Here is a 19,849-nt window from a genome sequence, read left to right on the forward strand (position 1 = left end):
CGCCTGCGGGGAGAACTTGATCGCGGTACCGACCCCCGAGGAGCCGATCGGCTGACCCTCGCGCCTGCGGGGAGAACCCTCCGCCTACGCCCGATGCGGCAGCTGACTCCGGCTGACCCCCGCGCCTGCGGGAGGACAGCATGGACACCGGAGTTGTTCGCCCCCGCAACGGCTGACCCTCGCGCCTGCGGGGAGGACTCCTTTCGGGGGTCGGGCCGGGCTGTCCGGTCCGGCTGACCCCCGCGCCTGCGGGGAGGAGACCAGCAGGGCGCCGACGAGCACCACCACGGCCGGCTGACCCCCCGCCAGCGCGGGGAGACTACCGCTCGGCGACGGCGTCACGCACCATGCCCAGCTGACCCCCGCCTGCGCGGGGAGGACGTCCTGTGGAAAAGGGGGCTCATGGTGCACCGTGGCTGACCCCCGCGGGTGCGGGGAGGACCCACACCGCCCCCGTGCCGTCCCGGCCGGGGGCGGCTGACCCCCGCGGGTGCGGGGAGGACAGCACCGCGAGCGGGTACCCGATCGCCTGCTTCGGCTGACCCCCGCGGGTGCGGGGAGGACGCGGGGTCCTGCCGCTGCCGTGTGACGTACGCCGGCTGACCCCCGCGGGTGCGGGGAGGACGACACGCGGAGCCATCATCACTCAGAAGAACGCGGCTGACCCCCGCGGGTGCGGGGAGGACGTTGTGCACCTCGACCAGCTCGACGGCGAAGTCGGCTGACCCCGCGGGTGCGGGGAGACCCGGTAGCGTCCGAGTCATGACCACCCTTGGCCGCCTAACCTCCGCCTGCGGGGGGCCTCGACGCACAGGCCGTCGCCACCGCCGACACCGGCTGACCCCCGCCTGCGCGGGAAGGACGTGATTACCGGCGGGCGGCCTCCTCGTCGTTCGGCTGACCCTCGCCTGCGCGAGGAGGACAGCGTCGCGGCAGCGCACCAGTGCTGCACCTCGGCTGCCCCGGTGCTTGCGGGGAGGACGACCCGAGCCAGCAGCCTGGTGTTTTACCGCATGGCTCAATGGTAGATCCGTGCTGACCGTTCTGGATCTCCAGCCACGTTCGCCACGAAGAGCCCCAGATCGAAGTCCTCGGCTTCGACGAACGGCGTCAAGTCGTCCTGCAGGCCGGACCACTCAGGCGGGGCCAGATAGCGCAGTTCGATGCTCTGTCCGACGGTCAGGCAACAATCGGCTCCGACGACATGGTGCTGGACGTCGATGGAACCGTCGAGCCGGACCACTTCCTCGCCCACCCTGAGTCGGAGCCCGTCCGCCTCGCGGTAGAACACGATGTCGGTGGCGGCCAGCTTGCCGTAGTGACCATGTGCTGTCTCTGAGGGCTTGACACTTCTCACATGGTCCGTTGCACCGGTCGTGGGATCGAAACGAGCGACGAGGCCGGAGGTCTTGAAGGATGCAATGAGCATGGCTACCTCTTTCCCAGGCCCAGGTCGTGGCCACCGGTCCGTGTCACGCTCTCGCTGATGTCTTCCCGCGGCGTGCCGTGGACTCGCAGCCAGTCGGTGCTCGGGCCGAGCTTGTCCCGGCGCTTCTCCAGGTTCCGGGCGTAGATCGCCTCGCGCAGGGCCGGTTCATGTGCAGCGGCTGACCCCTGTGCCTGCGGGGAGAACGCCAGGGGGCTGCCCCCGCCTACGGGGAAGACGAGAGGACGCAGTACTCGTCAGCCTCCAGCTCCGGTTGACCCCCGCCTGCGCGGGCAGGACGCGAGGTAGTGCGCCTGCACCCAGGGGTGGCACGGCTGACCCCCGCGCCCGTGGGGAGGACGCCAGCGGGCGTACGGCCGTCCAGCCGGCGTCCGGCTGCGCGGGGCGGACCCCGCGTTGACGTACTGCTCGATGAGGCCGCCCGGCTGACCCCCGCCTGCGCGGGGAGGACATACCCGGTTCGGTGGAAGCGGCGAAGGACTACGGCTGACCCCCGCCTGCGCGGGGAGGACATACCCGGTTCGGTGGAAGCGGCGAAGGACTACGGCTGACCCCCGCCTGCGCGGGGAGGACTCGGCTGCGAGGCGTTCACGCTCGGCCTGGCGCGGCTGACCCCCGCGCTCGCGGGGAGGACCACGACGCGATGTAGCGGTGCATGAACGGCGCCGGCTGACCCCCGCGCTCGCGGGGAGGACGGGTGACTGCTGCGGCCCCCCTCCTGGACAATCGGCTGACCCCCGCGCTCGCGGGGAGGACCCCGCACCAGGCCCGGCAGATCCCCCGAGATACGGCTGACCCCCGCGCTCGCGGGGAGGACCCTTCGCGATCTGCAGCGTCGTGGCTGCTTTGCCATTTCTTGACCGGTCTGTCGATGGATGCATTCCAGGCTGGCCTGTTGAGGTGTCAAGGAGCAGCGTCCATCGTGACAGATGTCGGTGGAGCGGTGCTGTGCTTTCGCGGTCAGCTGTGCGGATGGGGCATCTACCAGCTCGGATTGTGGGCTCGGCTTCGTTGAGCGGGTGGCGTCGGACGCTCGCTTCAGAAGGGCTGACCCTTCGCGCAGGCGGGGCGGTTTCTGACCTCCGCAGGTCGGCGGATCGTTGGGAGGGGTCACCCTCGCACAGGGGGGCTAACGCGGACTTCGTGGGCGCGGACCCGGCGATGACGAGGCCGTCCACGTGTAGGCGGGGCGAATTGGGAAGCCCTGGTGCTCGCTGCTGCAGCCCTGGGGTCACCCCGCACGGGCAGAGCCGAGAGGCCGTCGCGGGCGGTGATCAGCCCGAAGCAGGGGTCACCCCCGCGGGCGAGGGGAGGACGGAGGGAAACTCCGAGGTCGGGGCGAGCGACTCGGCTGACCCCCGCCTGCGTGGGCACGGGGCCCTCGGACCTGCGGAGGAAGAGCGGCTTTGGCTTTTCTTGATCTTTTGTACTGCCTGCAGGGTCTGTGGTTTGGGGTTGTTGAGGTGTCAATGAACGGTTGCCGTCCTTACACGGGCGTCCGATAGGCCGGGCGCTGCTGGCACGCCGGCGCCATGGTCCGTGGCGGGTAACGCATGGCGGCGCGGCCGCCCGTTCGGGCGGGGGTTGTTCGGTATCCGATCTCGCCACAGGTGGCCCTCTGGCTCTCGCAGGGCGATGTGCTGCGTTGGGCGGAAGGCCGCTCATGAGCGTCGTTTGGTGCGTGCGAGTCGAGTGTGTGGGGGTGATGGTTCTGGGTGGTCATATCGCGTCATATTCGATCCTCTATGCCGATCACATGATAGATAGGGGCATTTTTCTGTTCGAATCTGATCGCTCTTCGTAACGGTAGCGAGACTGTCAGTGCCTGATGCTACTTCTTCTCCCATGCTGATGACGCGGCTGAAAGAGGAGTGGTCTTGTGGCTGATCGGCACTTTTCCGCGCTGTCCGGGGGGTGGATCCGTGCCAGGGTCCGTGAGGTCCTGGCAGTTGCAGAGTTGAGCGAGTTGGAGGATCTGGCCGCTGAGGGACTGCTTCCGGCCGCGGTTCCGGGCGGGCGTGTCGTGGCGGGTGTGGAGGGCGTGCTGCTCGGGGCCCATCTGCTAGAGGAGTTGGACTTCGGGGTGGTGCCGGTCGAGTCGGCCACGCGCCCAGTGCTGGCGGCGTTCGCGGCTCGTGTAGCGGGCCTGGACGCCGGCGACGGTGAGGGGTGGCTGGACCGACTCGAGGAGGTTCTCGAGAGGGGACGGTTTGAGCCGGTCGAGGTCCGCGGGTACCTGCGGCAGTCGCGTCACGAGTTCGGCCTTTATGACCAGGTGAGACCGTTCATGCAGGATCCACGGCTGCTGTCGGAGGTCACCGAGCCGGGACCGGCGGGGCGGCTGGCGATGGACCGGCCGTCGGGGGCGAACGCGATGTGGAGCGGGCGGATGGCGGAAACCGCCGCCATCCCGTCCGGCGAGGCCTTGGGGTGGGTGCTGGCGTGGCGGGCGTTCGGCCCGTCCGGAATGGGCGCGCTGCGCACCCGCGGCGGGCGCGCCAGCAAGTCCTGCAAGGCCGGTCCGGCCCGTTCCCTGCTGCGTTGGTTTCCCCGGGGCCGGAATCTGTTCGAGTCGCTGGTGCTGTCGATTCCGCCGCCGGCGAGCTGGCCGTCCCGGCCTGGGGAGGACTTGGCGCCGTGGGAGAGCGAGCTCCTTCCGGATCCGCTGGCGCCGCCGGCCCCGTGCGGGGTGGTGTCGCTGCTGACCGGCCGGTTCGCGCACGCGGTGCTGCTGGCGCCCGGCGGCGATGGAGCGGAGACAGTGGGGTGCCGGGTCGCGTGGGGGACGAGCGTGGACCTGCCGGCCGCTGTGGACCCGTATGTGATCGACCGCTCCGCCGGGGGGCCGATCAGGGCGGATCACCGCCGGGCGATGTGGCGGGACGTGGACGCGTTGCTGCTGAAGGAGCGGCCTGCGGGCAAGGCGACCGCGCGGCGGCCGCAGGTGTTCGACACCGCCCCCGACCTGCCGGTGGAGGTGCGGCGGGCGTTGCGGGTGCGGGTGCTGGGCTGGGACCAGGACAAGCAGGACAAGAACAGCGCCTGGGTGGTGGCCGAGACGCCGCCGGTGCTGGAGCTGATGGAGGAACGCAGCCCTGACGGGGCTTCCGCGGTGGCGGCGGCGCACCGGATGGCCGAGGAGGCGGGTTCGCTGCTCTACCGGTCGCTGGCCCGTGTGTGGCACGAGCTGAACCCGGGCCGGCGCAGTGACGACCGGGAGGGGTTCGTCGGGCCGGCGGTTGCGGCCTTCATGGAGCAGGCCGAGACGGAGTTCTGGCGGGTTGTGGCCGACCCGGCGGGTGCCGCTCCGCAGTTCCGGCGGCTGGCGCGCGAGGTGTTCGACGAGGCGACGCTCGCGGTGCGCTCGGCGACGGTGCGGGGAATGGCGGCGGTCCAGAGGGCGCGAGGGCCGTTGGCCGGTGTGCCGGGGACCGGGGGACGTACGAGCGGGAACAGGAAGGTGACGGTGTGACGGACTCGAGCGAGGTACCGGACCGGGCCGCTGGTGGCGGGAGGCAGGACAGGGCGGAGGAGCCGCCGAAGTGGCTCACCCACGAGGTGGTCTACACGGAAGCGGTGGCCGAGGCGTGCGAGTCGCCCGCCGGGCGGTCCCAGCTGCGGAAGGTGGTGACGTCGGCCGGTGAGGTGCACGGCTGGGAGCTGCCGAGGCAGGTCGCGCGCCTGGTACCCGGCAGCCGGGAGCAGCGCTTTGCCTACGGTGCGGTGGCGGGGATGTTCGCGGAGCAGGCTCCGTCGTTCTCGGCCGGGCGCGATGACGCGGCCGGGCGGCCGGAGCGCACAAGGATGTGGCGGCCGTCGTGGGGTGACCTGGGCTGGTCGGTGCACCTGGGGGTGAGGCAGGGGGTGCTGCACGAGGACCGGGCTGCGGAGCGATTGAAGCAGCTGGCCCAGTTGTCGGATCCCGTCGCGCTGGTGCGGTACGGCCGTCAGTTGGTGGGACGCCTGGCGGCTGAGGGGGTGCCGGTGAACTGGCCGGTTCTCCTACGGGACCTGCGGCGGTGGCCGCACAAGCGGGTGGACATCGCGAACGACTGGTTCTTCTCCTACGCCCACGCTGTGGCGCCCGGGGGCGAAGACGGTCTGGTGCAGGCCGGTGCGGCCGGGGCCGGAGCAAGTGATAACACGAACGATTCTTCGAATGAGGAGGACTCCTGATGGCTGTTCACATCTGCGTGCATGTGGTGCACGACTACCCGCTGTCGAATCTGAACAGGGACGATCTGGGCAGCCCGAAGACGGTGGTCTTCGGTGGCGCGCTGCGGGGGCGGACGTCGTCGCAGAACACCAAGCGGGTGGCCCGGCTGAAGGTGGAGGAGCGGATCGGGGAGCAGGCGCTGCGGACGCGGCGGCTGCCGTCGCAGATCAGCGAGGTCCTGCGAGGGCGGAACTGGGACGAGGCGGAGGCGGCCAGGGCGGGGCAGGCCGTGGTGGTCGCCTCGGGGATTCAGGGGCTGGGCATCGGTGACGGTGGGATGACCAGCGTGATGCTGTACGTGCCGCAGCAGGCGGTGGAGCAGCTGGCGGACCTGGTCGCCGGGGAGCGGGAGGCGGTTCTGAAGGTGGCGTCGCACGCCGAGGCGGTGGCGAAGGCGGAGGCGGACAAGAGCAGGAAGACGGCTAAGCCGAAGTTGTCGAAGGAGGAGAAGGCCGTTGTCCAGCGGTTGCAGGAGCGGGTGCGGGGGATCCTGGCGAGCCGTAACGCGTCGATCGCCGCGTTCGGGCGGATGCTGGCGAACAGCTCGGAGTCGACGGTGGACGGGGCAGTGAGTGTGGCGCACACGCTGACCACGCACGCCCTGGTCGAGCAGCCGGACTTCTTCACTGCGGTGGATGATCTTCCCGGGGAGGACGCCGGGTCGGCGCACATGGGGACGGCCGGGCACACCTCGGGCACCTACTATCGATACGGGTCGGTGAACGTGACCGAGCTGGTGGGCAACATGGGGGGTGACAGGGAGGCTGCGGAGGAGTTCCTGAAGGCGTTCCTGCGGGAGCTGGCGGTGCTGGTACCGACGGCGAAGAGCCGGAGCACCGCGCCGTTCACCCCGCCAGCGCTCGTGTACTTCACGGTGCGGACGGACCAGCCGGTGAACCTGTCGGGGGCGTTCGAGACGCCGGTGGCCTCGACCAGGGAGAATGGCTGGACGGCGCCGAGCATCGCGGCGCTGGACGCGCACGCCGGGGCCGTGGCGGACTTCTTCGACCAGGGTGCCCTGGTGGCGGCCGGGCACGCGGGCACCGCTGACCTGTCCGCGGTGAAGCACCTGGGCACGCGGATCCCAAACCTGAGCGAGCTTGTGCAGCAGGTCACCCGCACCGCGCTCGAGCTGGAGCACAAGCGGTGACCGACGGGGTGCTGCTGCACCTGGCGGGCCCGCTGCAGTCCTGGGGCGGCCCGAAGGGCGGGCGGGTGAAAGGAACTCACCCGTATCCGACGCGCAGCGGCGTGACCGGGATGCTGGCCGCCGCGCTCGGCCGCCGGCGCGGCGCGGACCTGAGTGACCTGGACGAGCTGGTGCATCTGGTGCGGGTGGACCGACCCGGGCGTCGGATGCGGGATTACCACACCATCGGCGGCGGTCTGCCGGCCGAGCTGACGGTGGTGACCGCCAACGGCAAGCGCCGCGGTAATGCACTGATCTTCGACAGCTGGTACCTGGCGGATGCCGCGTTCACCGTCGCGATCACCGGTCCCCGGGAGACCATCGGCGAGGTGACGGCAGCGTTGCGGTGTCCGACGTTTCCGCCCTACTTGGGCAGGCGCTCGTGCCCGCCGTCTACTCCCGTGCTGGTCACCGCAGGCGGTGACGTCGAGGAGCAGTTGCGTCGGATGCCGTTGCACCGGCCCGCTCCAAGGCCCCGCTGGGACCGCCGGTCGGAGCAGGAGCAGGAGCAGCAGGAGCCGGTTTCGGTGCGGTACATCGCCGAACGGCAGCCCGGCGCCAGCCCGGGGGTGCCGGCAAGCCGCCGGGTCGCTGATGTCCTGGTGGCGGGCACGTGGACGAGTCGGCCGGTGTGGGAGAGCCAGGAGTCACATCCGGCCGACAGGTGTCACGTCGGTACCGAGTTCCTGGTCGAGCTCGCCCGGTGGCGCCGGGAGTTGCACACCTGACGCCCGGGCGGCTTCGCAGCCGGAGTCCTCCTGCCGCACTGGCGGTGTCCGCAGTCCCGGGCTGGGGCGGCCTCGGCTGACCGGTGGTTGCCGTCCAGTTGGTGGCGGGGCGCGGACGCCGGGTTCGTCCTGGCCTCCGAGCCCTTCGGTCCCTGGCCGTACAGCGCCATCAGTCCCGATCGGCCGTCGCTGTCAACGGCGTCGACCCGGTTCATCCCATCTATTTCCGTGGAGCAGTCGTTGACCTGTCCGCCCCGTGAGGACCAGTGGGGCAAGTCCCATGGTCTTCTCTCGCCCTATCCGCTGCCGGCCCACTTGGTCGACACCGCCGCGATGGCCGGCGAACTCTGGGACAGCTACCTGTCGCGGGGACAGCGGGAGATGATCGCCACCGGGTTCGGCGTCACCCTCACTCACGCCCGTGCCTTGGTGCAGTTCTGGGCCGGGCTTCACGACGTCGGCAAGGCCTGCTGGAGCCACCAGTCGCTGCCCAGCGGCCCCATGCCCGCGTTCCTCGACCACCCGGACTTCGCAGCCCCCGCAGGGTGGATGCACCAGGACCGCGTGGGCCACGACCGGGTCACCCACCTGGTCACCCCGCACCTGCTCGCTCGCTACGGCTACGACAACACCAGCCGCCCCAGCAAGGCGACCGCCCACCAGATCGCCCAGATCCTCGGTGGCCACCACGGCGTCTACGGGCGGGCCCTGGAGCGAGCCCACCTGACCGACGTGTGCGGGGGAGACCCGCGCGCCTGTGCAGCCCCGGGCTGGCTGCGCGAACGCCAGGCACTCGTCGAACTCCTCCACACCCTCACCGGCCGGCCCGCCGCGCCTGCGCAGGTGGCGAAAGCCGGCATCGCAATCGTGGTGACCGGCCTGGTCATCGCCGCGGACTGGCTGGCATCCCGCACCGCCTGGGTGAAAGCCCGCCAGGCCCAGTGGCGGCGCAGCGACCGAAGCCACTGGGCCGCGCACTTCGAGCGGGCCGTCAAGTACGCCCCCTACGAGATCGCGCGGGCCGAGCTCCACACTCCGCGCTGGAAGTCCGCCGAGACGTTCCCCGACGTCTTTCCCGAGATTGAGGATCCGTATCCGCTGCAGTTGGACCTCGGCCGGCTCCCCGGCCTGGTTCCCGCCGCCAAGGGAAGCTGGGAGCGCCGGGGCGGACTCGTGCTGATCACCGCGCCGACCGGTGACGGGAAGACCGAGTCCGCGCTCTACGCGGCCCGGATCCTCGCCACGGCTTGTGGGCGGCCCGGTCTGGCCGTGCTTCTGCCCACGATGGCCACCACCAACGCCATGTGGGAACGCGTCACCGAGTACGTGGAGAGCGCTACCTCCAACCAGGTCAAGGTCACGCTGCAGCACTCCATGGCCTGGCTCCACCCCAAGTACGCGCCGGGTGAGAAGCCGTCCGGGGAGAGCGTCCTCACCCACCCCGGGGGGAGCGGCCGAACCGTCCCCGACGAGTGGTTGCGCGGACGTCACCGCGGCTGGCTCGCCGGCATCACCATCGGTACCTGGGACCAGGGCGCCATTGCCGCCCTGCCCACCCGGTTCGGCTGTATGCGCTGGCTCGGCATGTCCGGCAAAACCATCGTCATCGACGAGGCCCACGCCTACGATGCCTACGGCCACGCCCTCACCGTCCGGCTCCTCGAATGGCTCGGCCACATCGGCGCACCCGTCGTGCTGCTGTCCGCCACGCTCGCCGGAAGCCTCGCCCGCCGCCTCGTCCAGGCGTACCGCGACGGTGCCGGCCACCCCGAGCCCACCGCCATCACCCCTGCCTACCCCGGCTGGCTCTACGCCGACGGCGCCACCGGCACGGTCACCGCCTCACCCGCCCTGGAGACCACTCGCCGCCGGGACCTGCCCATCACCACCGTCCGGGCCCGCCACACCCACGACCCCCACCGGCGAAACGGCCGCGCAGCCGCCCTGCTCCAGCACCTTGCTCCGCTCTTCGACCCCACCGCCGCCCCTGGCAGCGCACTCGTCGTCTGCAACACCGTCGGCGACGCCCAGGCCACTTACGACCTGCTCACCGTCCATCACGGCGCCGGGCGCCGCCCCCGCGTTCTGCTCCTGCATGCCCGCATGCCCGAATGGCAGCGCGAGGACAGCACCGAGGAGCTGAAGACGCTGCTGGGGAAGAAGGGCCCCCGCCCCGCCGACCCCCTCATCGTCGTCTCCACCCAGGTCGCCGAGCAGAGCCTCGACATCGACGCCGACCTCGTCGTCTCCGACCTGGCCCCACTTGCCCAACTCCTCCAGCGCGCAGGGCGCTGCCATCGCCACGACATCACCGGTCGCGGCACCCGCCCATCCTGGGCCGCGAGCCCCGCCCTCACCGTCATCGTCCCCACCGGCCAACTCCCGCCCCATGCCTGGGGCAGCGATGATCGCCAGGTCTATGACGGCGCCCTCCTGCGCCGCACCGCCGAATACCTCAACCGTGTGCCCGCCACCGGGATGCGTGTACCCGAGGACGTCGCCGATGCCATCGACTCTGTGTACGTCGACTTCAACGGCCTCGCCGAACTGGAACTCGCCGAGGGCGACGACCGTCGACGTGCGGCCCGCGACGTGGCCCACCAGGCGGCGGCCGACATCCGCACCATCCCCCAGCCCCGCGCGGTCACCGACCTCTACTCGCTGACCACCTACGAGGGCGACGAAGACGACCTGACCACCCGCTTGGGAGCCGACACCGTCCGGCTGCTGCCTGTCTACACCGACAGCGACGCAAACCAGTGGCTCGACCCCGCCTGTACCGAAACCCTGCCCGGCCCCGGCGACAGGACTGATTCCCTCACCCGCGAAGTCGTGGCCGAGCTGGTCCGCCGCACCATCCAGGCGCCTGCCGACTACCTCCCGGCCAGCGACACCGCCACCCACACCCCTGCCCCCTGGAAGGACACACCGGTCGCCCGTGATCTCAGACTCCTCCCGCACCAGCTCACCGGCCCTGCCAGGCGCTGGCAGTACCACGCCCCAACTGGGCACCGCCTGTACGTCGACCCCGACCGCGGTCTCGTCCGCCGACGGTGACCCGCACTACACCCGTCAGAGGGCCAACAACCCTGCGCTCCGCCCGCACCCGACCCAGAAAGCAGGAAACCGCATGAACCTGTGGCTGACCCGCATCATCCCCGACCAGCGCAGCCGCGAGGCACGCCGCGACGGCACCGACGCCGTCGACCTCCACCACCGCCTCATGGCGCTTTTCCCCGACCACGTCACGGCCACCGCCGCCCGCCAGGACCTCGGCGTCCTCTTCCGCACCGAGACCGCGGCCGACGGCGGCCACCAGATCCTCCTGCAAAGCAGGGTGCCGCCCGACCTGACCCGACTGCCCGCCGGCTACGGCCACGGCGCCACCAAGTCCCTCGCCCCACTCCTGACCGCCATGCGCCCCGGCCTCAGCGTGCGCTACCGCATCGCCGCCAACCCCATCCGCAAACCCGGCCGCACCACCCGCGAGCTCTACAACCTCAGCCCGGTCGTCCCGCTGCGCGGAGCCGCCGCCGACGACTGGTGGACCCGCCAGGCCGACACCTCCGGCCTGCAACTCACCGCCCTGCACTCCGAGCCGCTCGACGCCGCCTGCGGCATCCGCCGCAGCGACCAGAACCGCATCAAACACGACCGCGTCCTGTTCCAGGGCACCGCCCACATCACCGACCTCGACCTCCTACGCACCCGTCTGACCGCCGGCATCGGCAAAGGCAAGGCCTACGGCTGCGGCCTGCTCAGCCTCGCCCCCCCCACCGGAGCGACCAGTGACCTCAGCCGCCCGGCGCCCCGACCCCCACCAGGCCCGCCGCAAACTGGCCGCACCCACCGTCGCGATGCTGCCCCGCATCGCCGACTCCCTGTCCTTCCTCTATCTCGACATCGTCCGCATCGTCCAGGACGACACCGGAGTCTGCGCCGAGGTCACCAGCCCCCAACGCGGCACCGAAACCGTCTACCTCCCGACCGCCGCACTCAGCTGCGTCCTCCTCGGACCCGGCACCTCCATCACCGCCCGCGCCCTGACCACCCTCGCCCGCCACGGCACCACCGTCGTCGCCACCGGATCCGGCGGCGTACGCTGCTACGCCGCCACCGTCCCCGACTCCCTCAGCACCATCTGGCTCGAACGCCAAGCCCGGGCCTGGGCCGACGACACCACACGCCTGACCATCGCCACGGCCATGTACGAACAACGCTTCGGACACGGCACCGCCCCTGCCGGCAGCAAACTCAACAAGCTCCGCGGCCTCGAAGGCCAACGCATCAAAGCCCACTACCGTCTGCTCGCCCAGCAGTACCGCATCGGCCGCTTCCGCCGAAACTACGACCCCGACTCCTGGGACACCCAGGACCCCGTCAACCTCGCACTCTCCTCCGCCAACACCTGCCTCTACGGCATCGTCCACGCCGCGATCCTCGCCCTGGGCTGCTCACCGGCGCTCGGCTTCGTCCACAGTGGCAACCAGCAGGCTTTCGTCTACGACATCGCGGACCTCTACAAGGCCGAACTCACCATCCCGCTCGCATTCTCCCTCCACGCATCTCCATACCCGGAGGCCGAAGCCCGCCGTAGCTTCAGGGACGGGCTGCGACTCTTCCGGCTGCTGCCACGGATCGTCACGGACATCCAGAGGCTGCTCGCACCGGATGAAGACATCGAAACCCCGGACCCGGAAGAGCAGCTCGTGGATCTGTGGGACCCGGTGGGCGGAGCTCTGCCCGGCGGCGTCAACTACGCCAACGGTGAGGACCTGTGAGGCAGCCGCCAGGCATGAAGCCCATGAGACGAGGTGCGATGTGGCCTCGATGATCGTCATCTCCGTCACAGCCGTACCCGACCACGTACGCGGAGCGCTGACCCGCTGGCTTCTGGAGGTCACACCGTATCTGTACATCGGAACAGTCTCCGCCAAGGTACGGCAGGAACTATGGAGCGCCGTCAGCAACTGCATCGGTACCGGGGCCGCAGCTCTCGTCTACCCAGCGGCAAATGAGCAGGGCTTCGAACTGACGACAGCAGGAGAGCAGCGACGGTACCCGGTCGACTTCGATGGCCTTACGTTGATCGCCACCAATGCAGTGAAGGATAGTCAAGAAATGGCAAAACCATAGGAACCATGCAGGTCGCGAAGGGTCCTCCCCGCGCAGGCGGGGGTCAGCCGTGCTTCGCGGCGTTCGTTCGCCACGAGTCGGTGTCCTCCCCGCGCAGGCGGGGGTCAGCCGTGGTTCTCGGCCCGGCACTGTCTGAGCCGTTCGTCCTCCCCGCGCAGGCGGGGGTCAGCCGGCGCTGTTCGGCGTGGACCGGGCCGGTCACCCGTCCTCCCCGCGCAGGCGGGGGTCAGCCGCAGGGCCAGTGCCGCCTCGGCCGGGTCGAAGGGTCTTCCCCGCGCAGGCGGGGGTCAGCCGGCGATGTGCGCGCCGGTGGCACGCCCTTCGAAGTCCTCCCCGCGCAGGCGGGGGTCAGCCGGCCGGAGTCACCCCGCCCGGCGCGAGCATCACGTCCTCCCCGCGCAGGCGGGGGTCAGCCGGATCAGGTCGGCCTGGTCGTTGGCGAGGTCGAGTCCTCCCCGCGCAGGCGGGGGTCAGCCGCCGATTTCGGAGCTGAAACAGCGGGGCGGCTCGTCCTCCCCGCGCAGGCGGGGGTCAGCCGGCCGGCGCTTCGCCGACCTGGGCCAGCCGCGGTCCTCCCCGCGCGGGCGGGGTCATCCTGTCGACGGACACGCCGAAATCCCTCTTCACGGACATTTCAGCTCTTTCTCGGCGGACATCTGATCTCCCTGCGCGATGTGATGAGTTGCCACTCGTATCGGCCGGCGGTTGCTCGGTGAGGCTCCGATCCGGCTGAGGCAGCCGGGTGGGCGTGTGCTGTGATGGGGGCCTGGTCAGCCAAGGAGGACGCTGTGACCGTTGAGTCGCATGAGGACTGCGGTCCGGCCCGGGCCCTCGGCCCGGACGATCTGGTGTTCGTGTCGAAGCGCGTGCATCGCGGAATGCCCGTCGCGAGTGTCAGCCTCGACAAGGACGGCGACTGGCAGGCGTTCTCGGCCGCCGAGCCGCGGTGGTGGAGGGGCTGGCCGAGGCTGATCCATGCTGCGCATCTGCTGGAGAGCGATTCCTCGCTGGCCGGCCTGCCAGCGCTTCCGGTCAATCACCGCGCGACCCGCGAAGACGCTTCGTCAACGACGTGGCAGGTCTTCCGGAGCTGACCGGACCGGCGGTGGTTCTGGAGCTATTGCAGTGGTCGGACACTGCGGCCGGTTGTGGCCTGCTGGAGGCGGTGGCTGGTGCACTCAGTGAGGACGATGTGGGCGTGGTGCAGGAGCCGGTCGACGGCGGCGGTGGCGATGGTCTTGGGCATGATCGAGTCGAAGCCTGACGGGTGAAGGTTCGAGGTAACGATCACCGAGCGGCGTTCGTAGGCGGCGTCGATGACCCGGTAGAAGGCTTCGGCGGCGGCCTGGCCGCAGGGCAGCATGCCGATGTCGTCCAGCTATGCCGATATCCGCATAGGTGGACGAGCTCGGCTACATGGAACTTGACCGCCGCGGCGCCGAACTGCTCTTCCAGGTCCTCACCGAGCGCGAGGAGAAGAACAGCGTCGCCATCGTCTCCAACGAGTCGTTCGGCGGTTGGACGAAGACCTTCACCGACCCCCGCCTCTGCGCGGCCATCGTCGACCGCCTGACCTTCAACGGCACCATCATCGAGACCGGCACCGACTCCTACCGCCTCGCCTCGACCCGCGCCCGCACCGAGCAGGCCGCTGCAAGCTGAACAAGAACTCGCTGGTCACAGACTCGCACCAGCTGCCATGATCCGCTTCATGGCGATCCTCGACATCCTGGCCGAAGTTGCTAAGACCAGCCGATGGGGCCCCGTGGTCACCGGCGCCGACTGGAACGAGGTGACCACGGCCTTTGGTGAACCCTGGGATGTCAGAACGATGAGCCGGAGCCGGAAGTGGCCCCGGCTCTTCGCATACGGCGACCTCGAACTCAGTGTCTGCCGCTGCCGAAGGATCGCACTCATCTGCATCCAGACCTGGCGTGACGTGATCGAACTGCCGTCCCCCGCCCCAGGAGAGTTGCATAACTTCCCGGGTGCCATCACCTACCAGGACGTCACGCGAGCTCTCGACCGGGCCGGCTGTCCCTGGCAGCCCGACGAATCCCTCACCTTCGGCGACCAGTGCGCTCTCACAGCCCTGCCCAGCGGAGCGACCTTCGCCTTCGAGATCACCCACGGCACAGAACCGATCCTGAACGTCGTGGGGCTACCGGGCGACTCCCATGACTGCTCAGCCCCGACTCGCCAGACGACACCCTGACGAGTGCCGTCAAAACTCATCAACATTTCCGCCCTGGAGCGCCGCGGTCTGCCTCCCAAAGCAGTGGACAAACGCTGCCCACTCTCGTGAGCAGAGCCAAGCGCCCGCACCCGGAACGTCCGGCTGACCGCGATCCGCTCCCTCTTCTCCTACGCGGCCCTGCAGCACCCCGAGCACGCCCTCCTGATCCAACGCGTTCTGGACATTCCGCCCAAGCGGTTCGACAAGAGGAGCGTGACCTTTCTGACGGCCGCCGAGGTCGACGCCCTGCTCGCGGCACCGGATCCGCGGCGCTGGGAGGGCCGGCGGGACAAAGCGATGCTGGCCTTGGCCGTCCAGACTGGTCTGCGGGTCCCCGAACTCACAAGCCTGGACTGCGACGATGTCACCCTCGGCGACGGCGCGTCCGTCCGCTGCGAGGGCAAGGGCCGCAAACACCGCGCCGTCCCACTGGACCGAAGCATCCAGGAACTGCTGCGGGCCTGGCTTGGTGAACGCTCCGGAAAGCGCGGAGATCCGCTGTCGACTCGCCGTGTCCAGCCCGGGAGTCCACCCGGAGGACGGACCGAGCATGACCGTTCCCGCTGGGCTGTTGCGAGCCCGGGTCTCCTACATCCCGTCTGACCCACCGGCCGTCGACACCAACGGCGGACCCGGCGATCACTTCCTCTATCGAATCGACCTCTGGCCCGCCGACCAGCCCTGCGGGCTCGTCGTCCTCAAGCAGGGCCCGAATCCCTGGTAGATCCTCCCGCCATCGACTATGCCGAGCAGAAAAGCCTCCGCACCGCCCATGATCGGGCTTGCCGACAGCCTCCTCGGCATAGTCGCGGTCTCGGCATAGGTCGACGATGATCAGGTCGCATCGGGTGATCTTGGCGACCGCGCGGGCGACGGAGTTGTCGACGGCGGCCCGCCCCAGGGTGGCGGTCAGTGATTCCAGGGTGAACCAGCTGACCTGCATGCCCTCGTCGATCGCCTGGGCGAGGGCTTCGGCGAAGTGGCTCTTGCCCGTGCCGGACGGGCCGGTCAGGGCCAGGTTCTCGGAACGGTGGACCCACTCCAGGGCCGACAGGGCGTGCTGCATCGGCCTGGGGATCGAGGTCTCGTCCTCCTTCCAGGAGCCGAACGTCTTGCCGGTGGGCAGATTCGCCTGCTTGCGGTGGTTGCGGCGGGTCGCCTCGTCCCGGCCCTTGATCTTGGGCTCCAGCACGATCCTCACCACCTCGGCGGGATCCCAGCGTTGGGTCCGGGCGGTGGCCAGCACCTCGGGGGCGGCCTTGCGCAGGTAGGGGAAGCGCATCCGCTTTAGGACGCTCTCCAGGTCGGCCGGGATCGGGGGCGCCGGTGGCGGTGCGGGAACCGGGGTCGGCATCACCGCGGTGGGAATGCTGGACGGAGTGAAGGGCTCGGCGAAGGCAACGGTGGCCATACGAAGAGACCTTTCAGGAAGCCGCCCAAGCGGGCGGTGGTTAGGTTGGCCGGGCCGAGCCCCGTCAGGACCCGGCCCGGCGTAGCTCATGAAGCGGGGGTGCGGCCGAAGTCGGCCCAGGCCGAAGTGCCGGGCTGGGTGGAATGGTTCTCGTACCCCGTGCAGTGCGCGTTCGCCCCGCCGAGGAGCCCGCAGTGGGAGTAGGACCGGGCGTGTTCGCCCTACCAGCAATGCTGACCATAGCCCTCTGTTCCGCGCTCGCCATGATTAACAAGTCCGGGTGTACCCCGGGAGGCCGCCTGACCCCGGAACAAGGGGAACGCGCACCCAGCGCCACCGTGGGGTTCGGCATGCTCGGTATCGCAGGGTTCGTATTCCTCATCGTCGCGGCTGCGGTGGTGACCCCCATCTGCGACGAAAAACACCTTCACCGCAACATCGGTGCTGTCAACGCCAACAGGACCCGAGGCAACCGGCTCAGGGCGATCGAAGGATCGTCGGACTTGGCCGCCGGGCGACTGCGCCGCCTTTGAGCCCTCCTTGCCTGCTGCCCGTCGGCGCCTCCCTGGTCGGTGATCTGGCCTCGGTATCGACCAGGGAACTGGACCGTTGAGGGCAGCGGCCAAGCCACTCAAGAGCTCCGGAAGGCGGAGCCGTCCGATCAGACGTTCACGAGAATATCCGCCACGGCCACCAGCGGCGAGACTCCGACGGGCTGGGAGAGCTGTCACCCTTCAGTTCTGGATATGCTGACTCTGGCCGGTTGTAGCCGTAGTCGAGATCTTCTCCGGAGGCGCTGAAAACCGCTCCCGGGCCGCAGTTCGACCACACGGAAATTCCGTCGTTCGTGACTTGGACGACGAATGGCACCTCAGTTTCCTCTGGAGCCTCGCTGGTCACCGTCAACGATTCCCCGGGGGCCATCCAGAAGTCCCCACCTTCGGGCTCGAGTATCAACTCGACAGTTTGATCGATTTTATTCTCGACCGTGATCGTATACTTGACCATTCAGTCCACCCAGCCATCGTTGTGTGCAACACCCTGAAAGCACCATTATCTGGTTCAGCGGCGGCTAGTGCAGTCCTCCCCGCGCAGGCGGGGTCAGCTGGCGGCTGAGGACCGATGAGGACTCCTGAGGAAGTTCTCCCCGCGCAGGCGGGGGTCAGCCGTCTGCCAGCAGGCCCCGAAGACCGGCGGGAGCTGACGCCAAGTCAGCCCGAGGTCGCCACGAACACGACTGCGGCCAGCACTTCACGGTCACCAGCCCGCCGCCGGCCGCCACCCTGTGGACGCTGAACCGCCGTCGGCGGCACCACGCGTCGAAACAACTCCCACAACTCGTCCGGGACCAGGCGCTCAACAAGGCTCTCCACAGCCGCTCAACGGTCTCTGGCACCAAAAGAAACGGTGCCTTAAGAGGATGTCCGCCTGGTGGGTAGACCCCCGTCCGCGTGGTGGGCGGCGAGGTCGCAGTGGTGGATGTCGCGGTAGGTGCCGTTGACTTTCTGGACATCCTGCGAGCCGACCAGCCCCGAGCAGCACTGCCTGGTCGCGGGCCCGCTGAGCGCGGCGGATACGGCGGGCGGTGGTGGTGGTGCGTCGGCGTGCCGGTCCGCGAGGCGGTGAACGCCTGATGGCCCCGGCCCCGGCCACCGGTGCCGATCTCGCCCACAGCGCGCTGCGCGCCGCCCGCCAGGCTGCCCGTACGGCCGCCCACTGGCACCTCGCCAGCTACGACCCCACCACCCGCCGCCTGCGCGTGCTCGCCGACTCCCCGGCCTGGGCCGCCCAGCTCCGCTACCAGACCCGACACATCCTCACCGCCCTCGACCAACTGCGACCCGGCACCGTTGTTCAATAACAAATTCTTCTCGGATAGACCTCGGCCGCAGAGAGGACCTCTCTGCGGCCGAGGTCGGGGTGGCCGAGGGCGACGCCTGGCAATGAAACGCAGGCACCGGCCACTTCCTCTTCACTACCTCATACGGCCATCGATTTCGGAAGGCGCTCCGAATCGTCTAGTCAGGCGCTAGTCGCCAATGAAAATGAGGACGGCGCCAGGTCGCTTTACGCATTCCAACATGAGGCGCTCCAGCTCTGCCAGCTTCTCGGAAGGAATCGAAGAGCGAGACGTCTTCAATTTCCCGACCTCGACCAATGCCCGCAATGCATACTCGCCAGCGAGACAGGAATCCCCATATGGATCCAAAGAACCTAGGATTGGATACACCTTAGGATCAAGCGAAGAAATAAAATCCGAGAGGATGTCGCCCCGATCGCCCATTTCGGAAAGCAATGTACATCGAGACTTTTCCCAATCCATCGGCAGGGGTGGCGCCATGGAATGCAATTCCACATCCATACCCATTGACAGAACTCCTCTTTTTAGCGGATAGGGTATGCGGTGATAACGCGACCGTTCGGACCGACAACCACCTTTACGCGCCTCTGGCCGCCTGTCCCGACCGTGCGATTGAAAGGATGAATGTAGATGTTGCCGGGCCGCCCTCCTGTGTTTGGCTGCTTTTCTCCCTTCCTGAGGGTCGTTCGAATAATTCTCTGGACCTTTAGTGGTGCCTGGGTCTTGAACTTCGACTTGTTCTGAAAAGTGTCCCGTGAGACGTGGCGCGGTTGGATGTGCGTGTCGTATTGGTGTTGTGTCAGAACCGGCTTGGAGCAGTTGTGAACAACTGCGTCGCTATCGGCGACCTGGACAGCGTAGGTGTGTCGGTTTCCGACGTTCAGATTGAACACTATCTGGTCTGGCACCTCACCGAGGTCGTCGACCTCGGTCACGACTGGGGTGCTGCCGTCCGGAGACTGCAGGAGGTCGCCCGGGCGCACAGCAACGGCGTCAATCCAGCCTCGGTCTACCACCCATACGGGGTGTCCGGCCGTGGCACGGAGCGGTGCTGCATTGGAGCCGAGATTGGTGAAGATGTCGACCAGATGCTTCGACCCGTAGCCGACGATGACATCGAGAACGGGCTCGGCCTGCGTTTCCCCGGTCTCAGGATCGGTCGCGGCCACCAGATCCCCGGGATGGACCTCACCGATCGGCCAGTGCTGCCCGTCGGCCATGAGGACGGGAGTGTCTGGCGCGAAGGAGTTCGGGATGGTGCACGCGGTGGGCCCAGGCCGGCGAGACACGTTCCTCGCCGCCGACGCCGCGCGTTCCACGCGGGTCGCGGCTCGCGTGCTCTTGACTGCGGCGGCCGCCGCCTTGACCACGGGGCCGGCGCCGACGGTGGCGGCGACCGCCGTCACGGCCATCTCGGCGGCCTTCTCCCAGTTGCCGGTGGCCGCGTAGGACACCGAGGAGACAGCGGCCGCAACCGCGCCGATCGGGCCCGGGACGACGGTGGCCACGACCTCGGCTACGACCGCCACAACCTGGACCGTCTTCTTCAGCCACTTGGGCATGCCCCAGTTGCCGTCGAGGTCGGTGCAGTTGACCGGATCGCCCGTGCAGTAGTCGTACGGGCT

Annotated in this window: 16 protein-coding genes, 5 pseudogenes and 3 CRISPR repeat arrays (1 of these 24 only partly in view); of the genes and pseudogenes, 14 read left to right on the forward strand and 7 right to left on the reverse strand. The window is 69.1% G+C overall.

Going from position 1 to position 19,849, the window contains the following annotated elements:
- A CRISPR array of direct repeats spans positions 1–740; the repeat unit is 29 nt; unit sequence CGGCTGACCCCCGCGGGTGCGGGGAGGAC (it extends 72 nt beyond the left edge of the window).
- Positions 741–1,018: 278 nt separating this feature from the next.
- On the reverse strand, positions 1,019–1,429 hold the full coding sequence (locus ACF1AK_RS33800) for a hypothetical protein (protein WP_391502654.1): 411 nt from the start codon (positions 1,427–1,429) through the stop codon (positions 1,019–1,021).
- A gap of 379 nt (positions 1,430–1,808) precedes the next feature.
- Positions 1,809–2,265: direct repeats of the CRISPR family, unit length 30 nt; unit sequence CGGCTGACCCCCGCGCTCGCGGGGAGGACC.
- Positions 2,266–3,326: 1,061 nt separating this feature from the next.
- Between ACF1AK_RS33800 and casA the strand changes: the two genes are divergently transcribed.
- From casA to ACF1AK_RS33845, 9 genes and pseudogenes are all read left to right on the forward strand, one after another.
- Entirely contained in the window at positions 3,327–4,919 is a 1,593-nt protein-coding gene (gene casA, locus ACF1AK_RS33805) for a type I-E CRISPR-associated protein Cse1/CasA (RefSeq protein ID WP_391502655.1), read from the forward strand.
- Positions 4,916–5,623, forward strand: coding sequence for a type I-E CRISPR-associated protein Cse2/CasB (gene casB, locus ACF1AK_RS33810; RefSeq protein ID WP_391502656.1), 708 nt, complete (start codon positions 4,916–4,918; stop codon positions 5,621–5,623). Before casA ends, casB begins: the two co-directional genes overlap by 4 nt.
- Complete coding sequence (cas7e, locus tag ACF1AK_RS33815; RefSeq protein WP_391502657.1) at positions 5,623–6,813, forward strand: type I-E CRISPR-associated protein Cas7/Cse4/CasC; 1,191 nt, start codon at positions 5,623–5,625, stop codon at positions 6,811–6,813. Before casB ends, cas7e begins: the two co-directional genes overlap by 1 nt.
- On the forward strand, positions 6,810–7,580 hold the full coding sequence (cas5e, locus tag ACF1AK_RS33820; protein ID WP_391502658.1) for a type I-E CRISPR-associated protein Cas5/CasD: 771 nt from the start codon (positions 6,810–6,812) through the stop codon (positions 7,578–7,580). Before cas7e ends, cas5e begins: the two co-directional genes overlap by 4 nt.
- A gap of 228 nt (positions 7,581–7,808) precedes the next feature.
- Positions 7,809–10,637: a CRISPR-associated helicase Cas3' gene (cas3, locus tag ACF1AK_RS33825; protein ID WP_391502659.1), complete on the forward strand. Its 2,829-nt coding sequence runs from the start codon at positions 7,809–7,811 to the stop codon at positions 10,635–10,637.
- 73 nt (positions 10,638–10,710) lie between these two features.
- A pseudogene (locus ACF1AK_RS33830) lies at positions 10,711–11,292 on the forward strand (type I-E CRISPR-associated protein Cas6/Cse3/CasE); the annotation flags it as partial.
- A 145-nt stretch (positions 11,293–11,437) separates the two neighbouring features.
- Positions 11,438–12,361, forward strand: a complete 924-nt coding sequence (gene cas1e, locus ACF1AK_RS33835; RefSeq protein ID WP_391502669.1) for a type I-E CRISPR-associated endonuclease Cas1e — start codon at positions 11,438–11,440, stop codon at positions 12,359–12,361.
- A gap of 40 nt (positions 12,362–12,401) precedes the next feature.
- Positions 12,402–12,716, forward strand: coding sequence for a type I-E CRISPR-associated endoribonuclease Cas2e (cas2e, locus tag ACF1AK_RS33840; RefSeq protein WP_391502660.1), 315 nt, complete (start codon positions 12,402–12,404; stop codon positions 12,714–12,716).
- A 21-nt stretch (positions 12,717–12,737) separates the two neighbouring features.
- A CRISPR array of direct repeats spans positions 12,738–13,314; the repeat unit is 29 nt; unit sequence GTCCTCCCCGCGCAGGCGGGGGTCAGCCG.
- A 190-nt stretch (positions 13,315–13,504) separates the two neighbouring features.
- Positions 13,505–13,810, forward strand: coding sequence for a hypothetical protein (locus ACF1AK_RS33845; RefSeq protein WP_391502661.1), 306 nt, complete (start codon positions 13,505–13,507; stop codon positions 13,808–13,810).
- A gap of 23 nt (positions 13,811–13,833) precedes the next feature.
- On the opposite strand, the pseudogene ACF1AK_RS33850 reads toward ACF1AK_RS33845, so the two are convergent.
- Positions 13,834–14,094: pseudogene (locus ACF1AK_RS33850) on the reverse strand (ATP-binding protein); the annotation flags it as partial.
- 20 nt (positions 14,095–14,114) lie between these two features.
- Between ACF1AK_RS33850 and ACF1AK_RS33855 the strand changes: the two are divergent.
- From ACF1AK_RS33855 to ACF1AK_RS33865, 3 genes and pseudogenes are all read left to right on the forward strand, one after another.
- A pseudogene (locus tag ACF1AK_RS33855) lies at positions 14,115–14,378 on the forward strand (ATP-binding protein); the annotation flags it as partial.
- A 49-nt stretch (positions 14,379–14,427) separates the two neighbouring features.
- On the forward strand, positions 14,428–14,931 hold the full coding sequence (locus ACF1AK_RS33860) for a hypothetical protein (RefSeq protein ID WP_391502662.1): 504 nt from the start codon (positions 14,428–14,430) through the stop codon (positions 14,929–14,931).
- A 234-nt stretch (positions 14,932–15,165) separates the two neighbouring features.
- Positions 15,166–15,555 carry a tyrosine-type recombinase/integrase gene (locus tag ACF1AK_RS33865; protein ID WP_391502663.1) on the forward strand — a complete coding sequence of 130 codons (390 nt, stop codon included), beginning with the start codon at positions 15,166–15,168 and terminating at the stop codon, positions 15,553–15,555.
- Between the two features lie 232 nt (positions 15,556–15,787).
- Here ACF1AK_RS33865 and ACF1AK_RS33870 read toward each other — a convergent pair.
- Positions 15,788–16,453: pseudogene (locus ACF1AK_RS33870) on the reverse strand (ATP-binding protein); the annotation flags it as partial.
- Between the two features lie 140 nt (positions 16,454–16,593).
- Between ACF1AK_RS33870 and ACF1AK_RS33875 the strand changes: the two are divergent.
- Positions 16,594–16,896 carry a hypothetical protein gene (locus ACF1AK_RS33875; protein WP_391502664.1) on the forward strand — a complete coding sequence of 101 codons (303 nt, stop codon included), beginning with the start codon at positions 16,594–16,596 and terminating at the stop codon, positions 16,894–16,896.
- A gap of 136 nt (positions 16,897–17,032) precedes the next feature.
- Here ACF1AK_RS33875 and ACF1AK_RS33880 read toward each other — a convergent pair whose 3' ends face one another.
- Positions 17,033–17,371, reverse strand: coding sequence for a hypothetical protein (locus ACF1AK_RS33880; protein WP_391502665.1), 339 nt, complete (start codon positions 17,369–17,371; stop codon positions 17,033–17,035).
- Positions 17,372–17,527: 156 nt separating this feature from the next.
- Positions 17,528–17,736: pseudogene (locus ACF1AK_RS33885) on the reverse strand (transposase); the annotation flags it as partial.
- Between the two features lie 260 nt (positions 17,737–17,996).
- On the opposite strand from ACF1AK_RS33885, the gene ACF1AK_RS33890 reads away from it, so the two are divergent.
- The gene (locus ACF1AK_RS33890) at positions 17,997–18,224 is read left to right on the forward strand and encodes a DciA family protein (protein WP_391502666.1); all 228 of its coding nucleotides are present in this window, start codon (positions 17,997–17,999) and stop codon (positions 18,222–18,224) included.
- A gap of 168 nt (positions 18,225–18,392) precedes the next feature.
- Here the strand turns inward: ACF1AK_RS33890 and ACF1AK_RS33895 are convergent, their stop codons facing one another.
- Positions 18,393–18,731, reverse strand: a complete 339-nt coding sequence (locus ACF1AK_RS33895) for a hypothetical protein (RefSeq protein WP_391502667.1) — start codon at positions 18,729–18,731, stop codon at positions 18,393–18,395.
- 17 nt (positions 18,732–18,748) lie between these two features.
- Positions 18,749–19,849 (reverse strand): Hint domain-containing protein (locus ACF1AK_RS33900; protein WP_391502668.1); only part of this gene is annotated, 1,101 nt, incomplete at its 5' end.

Origin of the sequence: Kitasatospora sp. NPDC015120 (genome assembly GCF_043080305.1) — a bacterium.
Classification (GTDB): Bacteria; Actinomycetota; Actinomycetes; order Streptomycetales; family Streptomycetaceae; genus Kitasatospora.

Bases quoted from the DNA above. Each gene is read 5' to 3' on its own strand.
- ACF1AK_RS33895 (WP_391502667.1), bottom strand. From the start codon at position 18,731: ATGGGTATGGATGTGGAATTGCATTCCATGGCGCCACCCCTGCCGATG.
- cas7e (WP_391502657.1), top strand. From the start codon at position 5,623: ATGGCTGTTCACATCTGCGTGCATGTGGTGCACGACTACCCGCTGTCG.
- ACF1AK_RS33875 (WP_391502664.1), top strand. From the start codon at position 16,594: ATGCTGACCATAGCCCTCTGTTCCGCGCTCGCCATGATTAACAAGTCC.
- ACF1AK_RS33890 (WP_391502666.1), top strand. From the start codon at position 17,997: ATGGCCCCGGCCCCGGCCACCGGTGCCGATCTCGCCCACAGCGCGCTG.
- ACF1AK_RS33880 (WP_391502665.1), bottom strand. From the start codon at position 17,371: ATGGTCAAGTATACGATCACGGTCGAGAATAAAATCGATCAAACTGTC.
- ACF1AK_RS33800 (WP_391502654.1), bottom strand. From the start codon at position 1,429: ATGCTCATTGCATCCTTCAAGACCTCCGGCCTCGTCGCTCGTTTCGAT.
- ACF1AK_RS33860 (WP_391502662.1), top strand. From the start codon at position 14,428: ATGGCGATCCTCGACATCCTGGCCGAAGTTGCTAAGACCAGCCGATGG.
- cas1e (WP_391502669.1), top strand. From the start codon at position 11,438: ATGCTGCCCCGCATCGCCGACTCCCTGTCCTTCCTCTATCTCGACATC.